Source organism: Paraburkholderia megapolitana (assembly GCF_007556815.1).
In the GTDB taxonomy this organism is placed as follows: domain Bacteria; phylum Pseudomonadota; class Gammaproteobacteria; order Burkholderiales; family Burkholderiaceae; genus Paraburkholderia; species Paraburkholderia megapolitana.
This window is the reverse complement of record NZ_CP041745.1, coordinates 1,489,444-1,504,514: the sequence shown is the minus strand read 5'-3', so window position 1 is coordinate 1,504,514 and position 15,071 is coordinate 1,489,444. Positions and strand designations below refer to the sequence as shown.

Genomic DNA, 15,071 nt, shown 5'->3' with positions numbered 1-15,071 from the left:
CGCGTTTGTCAGACTCGCGGATACGCGGCGCCCATTAACCGTTCGCGCTATAGCTTGCGAGCAGTTGCTGCCAGGCCTCGCGATGCGCATCCGTCAGCGGCGTCTGGCTCGATAGCGTAATGACGAGCAGCCTCGGCGCATCGATCACGGTCATCGCCTGAATCTGGTGAAACGTCGAGCCCGATTGACGAAACGTGCTTTCCAGTTCCAGCGCCGGCGAACCCGGCGCACCGATTTCAACCTGCCGGCGTGCGATCTCCTTGAAGGCGGTGACGTGACGTGTCATCAATCCGATCTGCCGTTGCATACATCGGCTCAGGTCCTCGCCGCCAATCAACTGATCGCGACTCACTACGATCTGGAAGGTACCGTGTGTTTCCGGATGAGTCAGCGTCAACACGTTGACCGTACGATCGTCATTCAGCGAAGGAATGTCGAAACTGCATTCTTGAGTGAGATATTTCATGACTTTGGTCGGGAATTAAGGAGCGGCGCGCTTAGGTATCAATGCTCTACGGATTCAGATCGATCTTCTTGCCCTGCATCAGGAAGTATTCCGATGCGTGCTCGACGATCTGCACACCCTCAAGCCTGATGACACCGTCCTTGGTCATCGTGATACTCGACTTGCCGCACTGGATCACCACCTGCTCAGTAACGTTCAACAGATAGTTTCCCGCGGGAATGGGCGGTGGCGGCGCATCGCCGGCGGGCAATCCACCAACCGTGACCGAGAATCCGTTGCCGACGCAAACCGTCTGGTCGTTGCCGGTATTGGACACATGGTCATGCTTGACGTTGAGCGTGTGATCGTTGCCGACAGCCCAACGATGGTCGTGAGTGACGATGTGCATCTCATCGTTCTCCACCTCCGTCCGCATATCCCTCTCGGCCTGCAGCCAGAGTTCTTCCTCACCCTGCTTGTCCTCGAACCGGATCGCATTCGCGTTCCCGGAACCGCCCTTCATCGAGCGCGACAACATCCCGCTCTGCGTCGCGTTATCGGGCAGCTTCCACGGCGGCATATTCTGCGAATTGAACACGCTCGATATCACGATCGGCCGATCCGGATTGCCGTCCAGGAACGACACGATCACTTCATCTCCAACCCGCGGAATCTGGATCGCACCAAAGCCGCCACTCGCCCACGGCTGTCCCACCCGAATCCAGCACGAGCTGCGCTGATCGCGCTGCCCAAGCCGGTCCCAGTGGAACTGCAGCTTTACGCGCCCCATCGCATCCGTATAAATCTCTTCGCCCTTCGGCCCGACCACGATCGCCGTCTGCGGCCCGGCGATCATCGGCCGAGGCGCCGCCAATGTCGGTCTGAACGGAATCTTCTTGCGAATGCACACGAAGCTGTTCGAATACGTCGCGGTACCGTCGTGCGACTGATAGTTGTTGGTACCGTGGTGGCTCACCGACAGAATCAGGAACTGGTTGTCGTCCTGATCCGACGAGTCATGATCGTAGTGGCCGGTCAGTTCGAAATATCGTCCCGGTGCGAGCGTGCGGCAATTGCTCTCGCCGATAAACACTTTCTCCGACGCTTCGAGCGCTTCGAGCCGGAACTTCGTCAGCTCTTCGCCGCGGTCCGTCGAATCGAAACCGTGCAACCCCACGTAGTCGTAGATCTCGTAGCGTTCGGCATCGCCCTGGTTGGTCGTCGTATCGGCCGACACGTAGCGGCGCGCACCGGGTGCCTTGTAGTCGAACGTCTTCATGCTGACACGGCCCGACTCGAGTTGCCGGTCCGCGCGCCAGCTCGTCACGACGTTCTCGTCGTCGAGCATTTCGCGCGTCGCATAGCGCAGCGACGCCGCGCCGTCGATCGCCTTCGCGCTCTGCGAGTCGTCGGTGACGACCAGCTTGTGGCCGTCCTTGGTATGTTCGAAGAAGAAATACAGCCCTTCCTGTTCGAGCAAACGGCGCACGAAATTCAGATCCGATTCGCGGTACTGCGTGCAATAGCTATACGGCTTGAGCTCCTTGCGCAGGCGAAACTCATACGAAGCGAGCTTCGAGTATTGCGAAAAGACATCGCTCAGAATGTCCTCGACGTTTTTGTCCTGGAAAATCCGCGTGTCGAAACGTCTTCCTAGCATCCATAGCCACGGGCGTACGCTGGCCGAATAGGTTGCCAGTCCGCCGTCGGTGCCAAGATGAATGAAGCGTGTGACATAACCGTTGAAGTAGCGCGTCGATCCGTCCGTCACCTGCAGTTCGGCGCAAACCTGTTGGGCGATCAACTGTTTCAGCTGGATGCTCGGGTCCTGCGACACCAGGCCGAGCTCCATCCGGTAAAGCTGGGAGAGTTCGTCGCTACAGCTGAAGTCGTTGACAAGGAGTTGGGAGCGCCCCGACAGTGGCGTGTTGAGCGTAAACAACCGGCTGTTTTGCAGCCCAACAATGCTGGATAAATCGGACATCTGCATGGCGCTCCCTCGGTTCATGCCTGCCGGGCAGACACATACAATATGGGCGGTCTTGAAAGTAGTACTGACAAATCTGCCCGGCGAATATATTGTTCACATCGGTAAAACGAGTCAGCGGTAGAAGATTTAACGTCCTAACGAAGCAATGGTTTAAGAACGATGACGAAAAAATTTCCTCGACCAATGATATCTCTCGCATGAGCCAGGAAATATTTTCCTGTGTGACAAACAACTCAACAGGACCACAATGAGTGACACCGATTTTTTCGTGTGCTCGGCTGATAATCCCAGCCCGCTGATCGGACTGCCCGGGCAGCTCGGCCCGTCGTTCATTCCAGGCCTCGGCGCCAGCAGTTGCGCGGGCTCCGACGTGATGCCGGTACTCGTCGATATGGGCGGTCTGTATCCGGCAGATTCGGTTTCCGTCTGCCGTTATCTGATTGCCGAGCTGAAATACGACGACACGCTGACACCTGAAGAACGCGCCAGCGATTTCCTGAAACTGCAGCGTGCTTTACGCGAAGTCGAGGATACGCTCGGTAAAACCGAGTTTGGCCAGCTGTATAAAGAAGCGCAAAGCGTCCCCGGTCTAACCGGCGACATTCTCAATGCGTTTTATGCACCCAGCAATATCAGCGCGACGACGGCAACCGGTGCGGGTGCCGTAGCCTCGTTGATCCAGAAGGCCAAAACATCGGATCTGCTCGACATTCCCGAGCCCGCTCGACAAAAGCTGTTGCAGTGGGCAAGAAAAGGCGGCAACCAGGGCATCAAATCGGCCCAGAAGAAACTCGGCGGCATGCTGAAGCTGGTGCAGGTCGACGGCAAATGGGCCTTTGAAATTCCGGCCGGCAAACAGGCGGCCGGCTATGTCATCAGAGGGCGTGCAGCGGCCAACGTGGTGCGCATCCCCGCCTATCGCCAGGCCGCGCTCGAAGCACTCGAGGCCCGCAACGCACTGAGCCTCGAAGGCTTCGGCCGGACGATCGGCGGTCGCGTCACGGGCGTCGGCGTGGGCGGACTGCTCGCGCTCGGACCACAGGCAATCTTCGACGCGATCGATGCCGATAATCTGCATCAGTTCGCGAGCCTCGAGGCGCATAATCAGCCCGCCAACGCGGCCGGCTGGCTGGCCGGCTGGGGCGCCGGCGCGATCCTGCCGGGCGCGGTGGCGCTCGTGGTCGGTGCGCCTGTCGAAGTCCCCGTGCTCGCGGTGCTCGCCGTCGGTTTCGGCGTCGGTCTGGCCGTTCAGGTGTTCACGTCGCGTCACTTCGGCAAAGCCATCGGCGATTCGTGGGACAAGCTCGCGGCCGGACATTACTGGTAGGCCCACTGGTAGACCGTATACATGGAAAGAATTCTGGTCCGGATGCCGTTCGGCATGTTCGCGTGCAACCTCGTTGCGGGCGCCATGCTTGCTGCAAGCTTCCCACCGTTGCTGTGGCTGCTGCCCGTGATGCTCGCCGCATCGCTCGCCTTCTGCATATTCGCGGCATTCTTCGCGACGAGCTATACCGCCTATCACACGGGCATCGGTATCCTGCTGCGCGTGACCTTCTGTCTCTTCGCGCTGGCCCTGCTCGAAACGGTGGCGGAAATCGCCGCGTTGCCGGTTCGTACGATATGGATCGCGGCAGCCGGCTATCTGATCCTGTTGAGCGCGGTGTATCTGCTGTACTTCAATCGCGAGCGCCGTGCGCACTGGCGCGACTTCGCCGCGACGCTGTCGAGTCCCACGCTCGTCGTCGAGAACGCTCGGGTCAGGCGCATCGTCCGTGCCCGCGCATCGAACGGTGGCACTTCTCGCACCCTTGCCGGCATCGGCGCCGCGCTGGGCGTCGCGGCAGTCGCCGTAGCCGGTGCCACGATCGGACCACATGGAAAAGACATGTTCCAGACAACCGCCCTGCTCGTCGTGATTCTCTCGCCTGTCATCTTTCTGCGGTACATGATGGTCTACTTCGTTTCCATCGCCGAAGTCAGGCACGCGGAAAAGCAGCGCAACACACGTTTCGCGTTCGATAACGTCGATGAATTGCAGCGCGAGCGCGCGACGTCAGGTCTCGCCCGGCTGCTGAACCCACGGCTGCGGCAGGCAACGCGGCCTTCCCGCTGATTCCCCCGAGCATCGAGGCAGCGACTGGACCATGGAAGAACTACTTCCTTTCTATGAACGCGAACTGGCGCTGCTAAGGCGCTATGCACGCGACTTCGCGGGCCGCAACCCGAAGATCGCCGCGCGCATCGCGCTGTCGGGCGAGCGCTCGGACGATCCGCACGTCGAACGGATGGTGGAGTCGTTCGCGCTGCTCAGCGCGCGCATCGATACGCGGATCGAAGACGAGTATCCGGAGTTCACCGAGGCGTTGCTGGAGATGCTGTATCCGCAGTATCTGCGCGCCATTCCATCGTGTTCGATCGCCCAGTTCGCCGCCGACCCGCGCGCAAGCCAGCTAACCGAAGCCGTGACGGTCGCGCGCGGCGCGATGCTCGAAGCGCGCAACGGCGAGTGCCGTTTCAGCACGGTGTACGACGTTACCGTCCTGACGTTGCGGCTGACCCAGGCGCGCTACTCGGTCACCGCAATTGCCCCTTCCAGCGCGCGCCTGCCCGCGGCCACGACCGGTCTGATCTCGATCACATTCGAGCCGCCCATCGAGTCCGGCGAATTCACGCCGGCCTCACGCGCCGAAACACTGCGGGTTCATCTAGGCGGCGAGCAGCCGTTCGTCTCGGCGCTCGCGGATACCTTGCTGATGCGCACGACCGCCGCCTTCGTCGAGGCGGACAATCGCGGCGTGTGGAAGCCGCTCGGGCGCGTTCCACTCGAAGCCGTCGGTCTCGCGGAACACGATGCCCTGCTCGATGCGCCCGCGGGTGCTTCCGGGGCGCTGCGGCTACTGTTCGAATTCTTCGCCTTCCCGGACAAGTTCCAGTTCGTCGATATCGCGCTCGCGCAACTGATGCGCGCCGCGGGACCGTGCCGCAAGCTCACGCTGCATCTGGCCGTCACCGGCACGCCTACCGATTCACCGGTCGCACGCTGGCTCGAGATGCTGAATGCGACCCATCTGAAGCTGTTCTGCACGCCCATCGTCAACCTGTTCAAACGCGAGGCGCAACCGATCCGCGTCGCAAGCGCGACCGTGTCGTATCCGGTGATCCCGCAAACGCTACGCGTCTCGAACACCGAAATACATTCGATCGATTCGGTGCACGTCACCGAACAGAAACCGACCGGCAAGACCGTCACCGTGATCCCGCCGTATCGTTCGTTGCAGCACATCGAGCACGCGAACCCGTTGGGGCTCTACTGGATCTCGCATCGCGACCGCTGGGTCGCGCGACAGCGCCCGGGCTACGAAACCGAGATCGCGCTGGTCCGCATGGACGGCACGCCCGCTTCGTTTGCCACGCAGCTCGGTATCGAGCTGACCTGCACCAATCGCGATCTGCCCGCGGGTATGTCGTTCGGTGCGCCGGGCGGCGATCTGCTCAATGAAGACGCATCGTTTGCGTGCATCATCTCGATGCTGCGCAGCCCGAGCGTCACCGCGCGGCTGCCGCGTAGAAACCAGGCGCTGTGGCGGCTCGTGGCGCAACTCACGCCGAATCTGTTCTCGTTCGGACTCGCCGGGCTCAAGGCGTTGCTGCATCAGCACGTCGGTGCGGGGGCGCCGTCGGTTGCGCGCGTCATCGACGGGATTGTCGGGCTTGATTACCGCGCCTGCATGAAGTGGATGCCGATCAAGCCGCTGCCGACCTTCGTACGCGGTATCGAAGTGCGCCTCACACTCGATGAAACCGCGTTCGTCGGTGTCAGTCTCGCGACCTTCGTCAGCGTGATGGATCAGCTCTTTGCGCCGTATGCGCATCAGAACAGCTTCGTGCAACTGGTCGTGATCTCCAGCGCGACTGATACGGAAATCGCTCGCTGCGAGGCCCGGCAAGGCATGACGGCCGTGCTCTGAACGCCGCGGCGCGCCCTGTTACACCGTAACGAGTGGTTACCACTTGCTGCATCTATTTCAGCCGCCGACATCCACAATCCGTACCGTGCTCCCGAACACTCGGGACCGTGGAGAAACAAAATGCGAAAAATTGCAGCGGTATTACTGATGGCCGGCAGTCTGACTGCCGCCGGACAAGCCTCCGCTCATGACCGTAGCGGGGCTATCGTCGGTGCGTTGATTGGCGGGGCCGTGCTGGGCGCCGTCGTCAGTTCCGCCCTGAATCCGACGCCGGTCTATGCAACGCCGGCGTACCCGCAACAACCTGTGTACGCACAACCGGCGTACCAGCAGCCTGAGTATCAGCAACCGGAGTATGCGCAGCCCGCTTATCCGCAACCGGTCTACCAGCAGGCCCCCGCCTACAACGGTCCGCCGCCGGGATATTGTTACGATCGGTATCAGGGTGCGTATGTCGCCTGTGGCGCGCCGGGCGGTCAATATGGCTACGCGCCGGCCCAACCGGGCTGGTAATAGCGATGCGCGTCCCGCTCAATAGTTGACGGCGACGCGCGCAATCATCCGGTCCGGCCGATCCGCTACGGATGCCGGATATAGTCGACCAGCGCCCGCGTATAGGCGTCCGGCTTGCGATCGACGAGACTCACGACAATCGCCGCAACGAACCCCGCCGGCACACCGAACACCCCCGCGCTGATCGGCTCGATGCCGAACCATCGTGCGCCTGTGAAACCGGTCAGTTGGGTAAAGAACGGATACGTCGAGACGATGTAATACAGGTACACGGCGAGTCCCGCCACCATCCCCGCCACCGCCCCGAGCCGGGTCGTGCGCTTCCAGAACACGCCGAGCACGAGCACCGGAAACAGACTCGATGCCGCCAGCGAAAACGCCGCGCCGACCAGAAACAGGATATTGCCGGTATTGAGCGACGCCACGTACGACGCAAACAACGCCACCCCAAGCAACAGGATCTTCGAGATCGTCACGCGCCGCTGGCTCGATGCCGCCGGATCGACCATGTGATAGTAGACATCGTGCGATAGCGCGTTGGCGATTGTGAGCAGCAGACCATCCGCGGTGGACAGCGCCGCCGCCAGCGCACCCGCCGCAATGAGCCCCGACATCACATAAGGCAGCCCGGCAATCTCGGGTGCCGCCAGCACGACCATGTCGGGCTGCATCTGGATCTCGCTCCAGCGCACGATGCCGTCGCCATCCGGATGGAGAATCGAGATCAGATGCGGCTCGACCCTCTGCCATTGCGACACCCACTGCGGTAGATCGGCGAACCGGTGGCCGACGAGGTTCGTCAGAATTTCGAACTTGATCAGTACCGCGAGCACGGGCACCGTCAGATAGAACAACGCGACGAAGAACAGCGTCCAGCCCACCGAGCGCCGCGCGGAAGCCACCGACGTCGTGGTGTTGTAGCGCGTCAGGATGTGCGGCAGGCTCGCGGTGCCGAGCGACAGACACAGCAGCAGCGACAGGAAATTACGCTCGTGGATGCGCCGCTCGCTGTCGCTCGCCGCGGGAAACGGTTCGTGCATCGGTACCGGTGCGGAGGCACGCACGAGCATGTCGTCGCGTTGCCGGGTCCAGACAATCCGCGCGCTCGCCGCATCGGCTGGAAACGCGACGAGCTCGCGTTCGCGCTCGCTGATTTCGCGCAGCGGCCCATTGTGTCGTCGCAGATCCGCGATCTTGTCGGTGAGCTTTTGCCGCTCGTCGACAAACGATTGCGGCAGCGTGTCGAGCCGCTGCTGGATCTGCGCGGCGTTCTGCCTGTAGGCATCGCGTACCGTCTGCTCCTGCGGCGACGCACGCACCTCGCGCTCGAGTGTTTCGACGCGCGCCATCAACCGTCCGTAGCTGAATTGCGGCACCCAGCCGAGGCCATCCTTGTGCGCGATCATCGACACCGGAATCAGGATCGCCGCGATCAGGATGATGTACTGCGCAACCTGCGTCCAGGTCACCGCGCGCATGCCGCCGAGAAACGAACACACGAGAATGCCCGCAAGCCCGCAGAAAATCCCCACGGCGAAGTCGACACCGATGAAGCGCGTCGCGATCAGCCCGACGCCCTGAATCTGCGCGACCAGATAGACGAACGAACAGAGGATCGCCGCGAGCGCCGCAAGGCCGCGCACGAGATTGCTCGAAAAGCGCGTGCCGAGGAAGTCGGCGATCGTATAGCGCGCGAGCTTGCGCACATACGGCGCGAGCAGAAATGCGACGAGGCAATACCCGCCGGTCCAGCCCATCATGTACGCAAGGCCGTCGTAGCCGGTCGCGTACAGCGAACCGGCAAGGCCGATGAACGACGCCGCCGACAACCAGTCTGCCGCGGTCGCCATGCCATTGAATACCGAAGGCACGCGCCGCCCGGCCACGTAGTACTCGACCAGATCGGAAGTGCGCGAGAGCAGACCAATCACCGCATACACCGCGATCGGTACGAACAGGAACACGTAGCCGATCCACATGCCCGGTCCCGTCGATCGCTCGATGCGCCACATCACGAAGATGAAGAACAGGAAGCCAAACGTGTAGATCGTGTAGGAGCGGGCCAGCCGGTGCGCGAGCTTCATCGGCTCAGTTGCCGCGCGCGGTGTTTTCCGCGTCGAGTGTGTTCAGCAACGTGCGATCGGCGCGCTGCATCAGCACGATGTAGATAGCGATCAGCGCGAGGTAGGCGAGGATCGCCCCTTGCGCGCCGATATAGAACGGAAGGCGGAAACCGGCAAAGCGAACCTGCATGAGACTGCGCGCGACGAGCGGCACGATGAACGACACGCTGAGGCCGAGCGTCATCAGTACGGCGATCAAGGCGAGATTGAAGCGCCAGTAGCGGCGATGCGCACGCGCCATCGCCACCGACACAGGCGGCGGGTCGGGCAATGGATTCGACGACGAGGGAGAGTGGTGTGGCGCGGTCATGCGCCTGTTTAACAAAAAGCGCTCGCGCAGGCAATCGGGATTGTCGTTGGTCTCATGGCGGTGCTGTCGAACGTATGCGTTATGGCGGCTCGTTCGCAAGCCGACAGTTCAAAAAAAAAGACGGCGCGTCTTGCGACACGCCGTCTTTTGTCGAACCTTCGCGCGTACCGCGAAGTGCAAGGCAAGCGTCAGCGTACTTCGCCGAGCTGGTCGAGGATGGCCGGGTTTTCGAGCGTCGAGATATCCTGCGTGATCGCTTCACCCTTCGCGAGCGAGCGCAGCAGCCGGCGCATGATCTTGCCCGAACGGGTCTTCGGCAGGTTGTCGCCGAAGCGGATGTCCTTCGGCTTCGCGATCGGGCCGATCTCTTTGGCCACCCACGCGCGCAGCTCGTTGGCGATCTTCACGGCGTCCTCGCCCTCCGGGCGCGACCGTTTGAGCACCACGAACGCGCATACGGCTTCGCCAGTCGTGTCGTCGGGACGACCCACTACCGCCGCTTCCGCGACGATCGGATTGGCCACGAGCGCCGATTCGATCTCCATCGTGCCGAGCCGGTGGCCGGACACGTTGAGCACGTCGTCGATGCGACCCATGATCGTGAAGTAGCCAGTGACCTTGTCGCGCACGCTGCCGTCGCCGGCGAGATACAGCTTGCCGCCCAGTTCTTCCGGGAAGTAGCTCTTCTTGAAGCGCTCCGGGTCGCCCCAGACGGTGCGCAGCATCGCCGGCCACGGCCGCTTGATGACGAGAATACCGCCCTGCCCGTTCGGCACGTCCTGCCCGGTCTCGTCGACGATCGCCGCCATGATGCCCGGCAGCGGCAGCGTGCACGAACCCGGCACGAGCGGCGTGGCGCCCGGTAGCGGCGTGATCATGTGGCCGCCGGTTTCAGTCTGCCACCAGGTGTCGACGATCGGACAGCGACCGCCGCCGACGTTCTCGTGGTACCACATCCACGCTTCCGGATTGATCGGTTCGCCGACCGTGCCGATGATGCGCAGCGAGCTCAGATCGTAGCTCTTAGGATGCGCCTTGCTGTCCGCTTCGGATGCCTTGATCAGCGAACGGATCGCTGTGGGCGCCGTATAGAACAGCGTGACCTTGTGCTTCGCGATCATGTCCCAGAAGCGGCCCGCGTTCGGATACGTCGGCACACCTTCGAACACGACCTGGGTCGCGCCGAGTGCGAGCGGACCGTATGCGATATAGCTGTGACCCGTGATCCAGCCGATATCGGCGGTACACCAGAAGACGTCGTCCGGCTTCCAGTCGAAGGTCCACTTCATGGTCTGCGCGGCCCACAGCAGATAACCGCCGGTGCTGTGCTGCACGCCCTTCGGCTTGCCGGTGGAACCCGACGTATAAAGGATGAAGAGCGGATGCTCGGCGCTGACCCACTCGGGTGCGCAAGTGTCGGCTTCGTTCGCGACGACCTCGTGCATCCACAGATCGCGCCCTTCGTGCCACGCGATCTTGCCGCCGGTGCGTCGGTACACGACGACGCTATGCACCGCTTCGCAACCGCCCATCGCGAGCGCTTCGTCGGCGATGTTTTTCAGCGGCAGTGCCTTGCCGCCGCGCATCTGTTCGTCGGACGTAACGAGCGCAACTGCGCCGACATCGACGAGCCGCTCGTTCAGCGACTTCGACGAGAATCCGCCGAACACCACCGAATGCGTCGCACCGATCCGCGCGCAGGCCTGCATCGCGACGATGCCTTCCACCGACATCGGCATGTAGATCACGACACGATCGCCCTTCTTCACGCCGCGCTTCTTCAGCGCATTGGCGAAGCGGCATACGCGCTGCAGCAGGTCCTGATAGGTGACGCGGGTAACCGTACCGTCGTCGGCTTCGAAGATCACCGCGACGCGCGCGCCGTTGCCGGCTTCCACGTGACGATCGAGGCTGTTGTACGACGCGTTCAGGTCGCCGTCCTCGAACCACGTGTAAAACGGTGCGTTCGATTCGTCGAGCACCTTCGTGAACGGCTTCTTCCAGCTGAGCGTTTCGCGCGCGAGACGCGCCCAGAAACCTTCGTAATCGCGTTCCGCTTCGGCGGCGAGCGCCCGGTACGCATCCATGCCGGACACCGTCGCCTGCGCGACGGCAGCGGCCGGCGGCGGAAACACACGGTGTTCCTGAAGAACAGATTCAATCGCAGACATCGACTACCCCTTGGTGAAGATGAAACCGTCAATCTGTGCCGGCGCGCCTGTGCAGCCCGTGACGCGCCGTATCGTCATGGCGCCGCCGCGCTGCGGCGCCTGTGTCCCAACCGTTGCAGGGCCGGTGCGGCAACGCACCATCCCGCGATATGCGCCCATACGATAGACGTTGCAACTTACCGGCCACTTACGCACGGTTCGTGCCGCGTTGCACGCACTGCGTGGATTTCGCATCGGGCGTGCGGGCCATGTGCCCGCTTTCGATCGCGTCTTCATGCGCCGGGCGCGGCCCATTTCGTTTCTGTTTCTACAAGCGTTTTGACAATCGCGTCTGCCATGTTAACTGAACTGGCCGCCCGGACTCCAGCTTGAATCGCACTGCACGGTGCCTTGCGCCTCCAGGGCGCCTCGACGACCGCGGCAGCCTCCGCGGCACGTGTCCGCGCCGCCGCGGCTCGAACCGGCGACGCTGTACAATAACGCGCCCGGTGCGCTCTACGCTTGCGTTGCGTCGCTTGACGGCCGGCCGCTGCCATAAAGGCTGCGGCCCCATCAACGCTCGACGCAGCGCGCCCAGCATGACTCGTCGCGGCTTGCCGCCACCCCGCTCTCACTACCGACACCGCCCTATGTCCGCTGCACGCCCCAGCCCTTCCGGCCCACGCCGTCGTTCGATGCGCCCGCTGCCCGCTCTCATCTTCATGAGCCGCTGGCTCCAGGTGCCGCTCTACCTCGGCCTGATCGTCGCGCAAGGCGTGTATGTCGTGCTGTTCCTGAAGGAAGTGTGGCATCTCGTCAGCGCATCGATGACGCTCGACGAGACCAACATCATGCTCGTCGTACTCGGCCTGATCGACGTGGTGATGATCTCGAACCTGCTGATCATGGTGATCATCGGCGGGTATGAAACATTTGTGTCGCGGCTCGGCCTCGAAGGCCATCCCGACGAGCCCGAATGGCTCGACCACGTGAACGCCGGCGTGCTGAAAGTGAAGCTCTCGATGGCGCTGATCAGCATCTCGTCGATTCATCTGCTGAAAACCTTCATCAACCCGGACCAGCACACGGAGCACGCAATCATGTGGCAGGTGCTGATCCACATCGCGTTCCTCATGTCCGCACTGGTGATGGCGTGGATCGACCGCCTCACCACGCATACGCATCCCGAGCATTACCAGGAACTTGCGGCGCGCCATCCGGTGCCTATGTCGGCACCCGCGCCAGACTAAGTTGAGCTGAGGCAACACCCGTTTCACACATATACCTACAAGATTTCCCTTCCCCACAGAGCCAGCCATGACCGTCATCAAACAGGAAGATCTGATCCAGAGCATCGCGGATTCGCTGCAGTACATCAGCTACTACCATCCGCTCGATTACATCCAGGCGCTCGGTCGCGCATACGAACTCGAAGAGAGCGTCGCCGCCAAAGACGCGATCGCGCAGATCCTGACCAACAGCCGCATGTGCGCGGAAGGCCATCGGCCGATCTGTCAGGATACGGGCATCGTCACAGTGTTCGTGAAGGTCGGCATGGACGTGCGCTGGGCCAGCGAAAGCGGCAGCGCGACGATGGGCGTGACCGACATGATCAACGAAGGCGTACGCCGCGGTTACCTGAACCCGGACAACGTGCTGCGCGCATCGATCGTGAGCCCGCCCGAAGGTGGTCGCAAGAACACGAAGGACAACACGCCTGCAGTCATCCACTACGAGATCGTGCCTGGCGACAAGGTCGATGTGCAGGTTGCGGCAAAGGGCGGTGGCTCGGAAAACAAGTCGAAGTTCGCGATGCTCAATCCGTCCGATTCGATCGTCGACTGGGTGCTCAAGACCGTGCCGACGATGGGCGCCGGCTGGTGCCCGCCGGGCATGCTCGGGATCGGTATCGGCGGTACTGCTGAGAAAGCGATGGTGATGGCGAAGGAATCGCTGATGGATCCGATCGATATTCAGGAGATCATTGCGCGCGGTCCGCAGGACTGGATCGAAGAACTGCGTATCGAGTTGCATGAGAAGGTCAATGCGCTCGGCATCGGTGCGCAGGGGCTTGGCGGTCTCGCAACTGTGCTCGACGTGAAGATCCTGGCCGCGCCGACGCACGCCGCGAGCAAACCGGTCGCGATCATCCCGAACTGCGCGGCGACACGTCACGCGCACTTCACGCTCGACGGCAGCGGGGCCGCGAAGCTCGAAGCGCCGCCGCTCGACGCATGGCCGAAAGTTCAGTGGCAACCGAATACCGAAACCAGCCAGCGCGTCGACCTCAACACGCTGACGCCGGCAGAAGTCGCAAGCTGGAAGCCGGGCCAGACACTGCTACTGTCGGGCAAGATGCTCACCGGTCGCGACGCTGCGCACAAGCGCATCGCCGACATGCTCGCGAAGGGCGAGAAGCTGCCCGTCGATTTCACGAACCGCGTGATCTATTACGTCGGACCGGTCGACCCGGTGCGTGACGAAGTGGTCGGTCCGGCGGGTCCGACCACCGCGACGCGGATGGACAAGTTCACTGAAACGATGCTCTCGCAGACCGGTTTGATCTCGATGATCGGCAAGGCCGAACGCGGACCGGTCGCCATCGAGGCGATCAAGAAGCACAAGGCTGCGTATCTGATGGCGGTGGGTGGTGCGGCCTACCTCGTATCGAAAGCGATTCGCGAAGCGAAGGTGCTCGCGTTCGAAGACCTCGGCATGGAAGCGATCTACGAGTTCGACGTGCAGGACATGCCGGTCACAGTCGCCGTCGATTCAACGGGTACGTCGGTGCATCAGACGGGCCCGAAAGAATGGCAGGCGAAGATCGGCAAGATCCCGGTCGCGACCGCATAAATCGCACTGCTGCTGCGAACGCCGACATGCAAAGCCGGGACCACATGTCCCGGCTTTTTTGTTTCAAAGAGCGCTCGCCATACGTATTCGAATTGAGAAGCCAATTGAGAATCATGTACGAAAGACATCCGTAACCTTGGCTTTTCCGGGTCCTGCGTTTATTGTTCAGGTTTGAATAAAAAGCCCCCACAAGGAAAGACCATGAAAGGCGACAAGAAGGTCCTCGAATACCTGAATTCCCAGCTGAAAAACGAGCTGACCGCCATCAATCAGTACTTCCTGCATGCACGGATGTACAAGCACTGGGGCCTCGACAAGCTCGGCAAGCATGAGTACGACGAGTCGATCGGCGAGATGAAGCACGCCGATCTGCTGATCGAACGTATTTTCATGCTCGACGGTTTGCCGAACCTGCAGGATCTGCACAAGCTGCTGATCGGCGAAGAAACCAAAGAGATCCTTCAGTGCGACCTGAAGCTCGAACAGATTTCGCAGAAGACCTGCAAGGAAGCGATCGCGCATTGCGAGTCGGTACACGACTACATCTCGCGCGAAATCTTCACGACGATCCTCGACGACACCGAAGAACACATCGACTGGCTCGAAACACAGCTCGATCTGATCGACAAGGTCGGCATCCAGAACTATCAACAAACCGGCATGGGTTCGCTAGAATCGTGATATTTCGCGGAGCGTGCGCTATCCGACGCACGCTC

At 61.8% G+C, this 15,071-nt stretch carries 12 protein-coding genes; 7 read left to right on the top strand and 5 right to left on the bottom strand.

The window, feature by feature from the left end:
• Nucleotides 1-34: 34 nt before the first annotated feature.
• Both FNZ07_RS20190 and FNZ07_RS20185 read right to left on the bottom strand, forming a co-directional pair.
• Complete coding sequence (locus FNZ07_RS20190; RefSeq protein WP_091019073.1) at nt 35-466, bottom strand: DcrB-related protein; 432 nt, start codon at nt 464-466, stop codon at nt 35-37.
• 46 nt (nt 467-512) lie between these two features.
• Nucleotides 513-2,435: a type VI secretion system Vgr family protein gene (locus FNZ07_RS20185; protein ID WP_091019075.1), complete on the bottom strand. Its 1,923-nt coding sequence runs from the start codon at nt 2,433-2,435 to the stop codon at nt 513-515.
• A gap of 247 nt (nt 2,436-2,682) precedes the next feature.
• On the opposite strand from FNZ07_RS20185, the gene FNZ07_RS20180 reads away from it, so the two are divergent.
• From FNZ07_RS20180 to FNZ07_RS20165, 4 genes are all read left to right on the top strand, one after another.
• Nucleotides 2,683-3,762, top strand: a complete 1,080-nt coding sequence (locus FNZ07_RS20180) for a hypothetical protein (protein WP_091019078.1) — start codon at nt 2,683-2,685, stop codon at nt 3,760-3,762.
• Nucleotides 3,763-3,783: 21 nt separating this feature from the next.
• Nucleotides 3,784-4,551 carry a hypothetical protein gene (locus FNZ07_RS20175; protein ID WP_143098169.1) on the top strand — a complete coding sequence of 256 codons (768 nt, stop codon included), beginning with the start codon at nt 3,784-3,786 and terminating at the stop codon, nt 4,549-4,551.
• Between the two features lie 31 nt (nt 4,552-4,582).
• On the top strand, nt 4,583-6,406 hold the full coding sequence (tssF, locus tag FNZ07_RS20170; RefSeq protein WP_091019082.1) for a type VI secretion system baseplate subunit TssF: 1,824 nt from the start codon (nt 4,583-4,585) through the stop codon (nt 6,404-6,406).
• Nucleotides 6,407-6,526: 120 nt separating this feature from the next.
• Nucleotides 6,527-6,919 (top strand): ecotin precursor, encoded by a 393-nt coding sequence (locus FNZ07_RS20165; protein ID WP_091019084.1) that lies wholly within the window; start codon nt 6,527-6,529, stop codon nt 6,917-6,919.
• Nucleotides 6,920-6,984: 65 nt separating this feature from the next.
• On the opposite strand, the gene FNZ07_RS20160 is transcribed toward FNZ07_RS20165, so the two are convergent.
• From FNZ07_RS20160 to acs, 3 genes are all read right to left on the bottom strand, one after another.
• Complete coding sequence (locus FNZ07_RS20160) at nt 6,985-9,003, bottom strand: sodium:solute symporter family protein (RefSeq protein ID WP_091019086.1); 2,019 nt, start codon at nt 9,001-9,003, stop codon at nt 6,985-6,987.
• Between the two features lie 4 nt (nt 9,004-9,007).
• Nucleotides 9,008-9,352, bottom strand: a complete 345-nt coding sequence (locus FNZ07_RS20155) for a DUF4212 domain-containing protein (RefSeq protein WP_091019088.1) — start codon at nt 9,350-9,352, stop codon at nt 9,008-9,010.
• Between the two features lie 188 nt (nt 9,353-9,540).
• Nucleotides 9,541-11,523 (bottom strand): acetate--CoA ligase, encoded by a 1,983-nt coding sequence (acs, locus tag FNZ07_RS20150; RefSeq protein ID WP_091019091.1) that lies wholly within the window; start codon nt 11,521-11,523, stop codon nt 9,541-9,543.
• Between the two features lie 629 nt (nt 11,524-12,152).
• Between acs and FNZ07_RS20145 the strand changes: the two genes are divergently transcribed.
• The 3 genes from FNZ07_RS20145 (at nt 12,153) to bfr (ending at nt 15,036) form a co-directional block, all read left to right on the top strand.
• Nucleotides 12,153-12,752 (top strand): TIGR00645 family protein, encoded by a 600-nt coding sequence (locus FNZ07_RS20145; RefSeq protein ID WP_091019095.1) that lies wholly within the window; start codon nt 12,153-12,155, stop codon nt 12,750-12,752.
• A gap of 67 nt (nt 12,753-12,819) precedes the next feature.
• The gene (locus FNZ07_RS20140; protein WP_091019097.1) at nt 12,820-14,355 is read left to right on the top strand and encodes a fumarate hydratase; all 1,536 of its coding nucleotides are present in this window, start codon (nt 12,820-12,822) and stop codon (nt 14,353-14,355) included.
• A 201-nt stretch (nt 14,356-14,556) separates the two neighbouring features.
• A complete protein-coding gene (bfr, locus tag FNZ07_RS20135) occupies nt 14,557-15,036 on the top strand; it encodes a bacterioferritin (RefSeq protein WP_091019099.1) in 480 nt (159 codons plus the stop codon).
• Nucleotides 15,037-15,071 lie beyond the last annotated feature (35 nt).

What these genes read in the sequence shown, in the direction of transcription:
- FNZ07_RS20190 (WP_091019073.1), bottom strand. Translation starts at nt 466, where the DNA reads ATGAAATATCTCACTCAAGAATGCAGTTTCGACATTCCTTCGCTGAAT.
- FNZ07_RS20185 (WP_091019075.1), bottom strand. Translation starts at nt 2,435, where the DNA reads ATGCAGATGTCCGATTTATCCAGCATTGTTGGGCTGCAAAACAGCCGG.
- FNZ07_RS20180 (WP_091019078.1), top strand. Translation starts at nt 2,683, where the DNA reads ATGAGTGACACCGATTTTTTCGTGTGCTCGGCTGATAATCCCAGCCCG.
- FNZ07_RS20175 (WP_143098169.1), top strand. Translation starts at nt 3,784, where the DNA reads ATGGAAAGAATTCTGGTCCGGATGCCGTTCGGCATGTTCGCGTGCAAC.
- tssF (WP_091019082.1), top strand. Translation starts at nt 4,583, where the DNA reads ATGGAAGAACTACTTCCTTTCTATGAACGCGAACTGGCGCTGCTAAGG.
- FNZ07_RS20165 (WP_091019084.1), top strand. Translation starts at nt 6,527, where the DNA reads ATGCGAAAAATTGCAGCGGTATTACTGATGGCCGGCAGTCTGACTGCC.
- FNZ07_RS20160 (WP_091019086.1), bottom strand. Translation starts at nt 9,003, where the DNA reads ATGAAGCTCGCGCACCGGCTGGCCCGCTCCTACACGATCTACACGTTT.
- FNZ07_RS20155 (WP_091019088.1), bottom strand. Translation starts at nt 9,352, where the DNA reads ATGACCGCGCCACACCACTCTCCCTCGTCGTCGAATCCATTGCCCGAC.
- acs (WP_091019091.1), bottom strand. Translation starts at nt 11,523, where the DNA reads ATGTCTGCGATTGAATCTGTTCTTCAGGAACACCGTGTGTTTCCGCCG.
- FNZ07_RS20145 (WP_091019095.1), top strand. Translation starts at nt 12,153, where the DNA reads ATGTCCGCTGCACGCCCCAGCCCTTCCGGCCCACGCCGTCGTTCGATG.
- FNZ07_RS20140 (WP_091019097.1), top strand. Translation starts at nt 12,820, where the DNA reads ATGACCGTCATCAAACAGGAAGATCTGATCCAGAGCATCGCGGATTCG.
- bfr (WP_091019099.1), top strand. Translation starts at nt 14,557, where the DNA reads ATGAAAGGCGACAAGAAGGTCCTCGAATACCTGAATTCCCAGCTGAAA.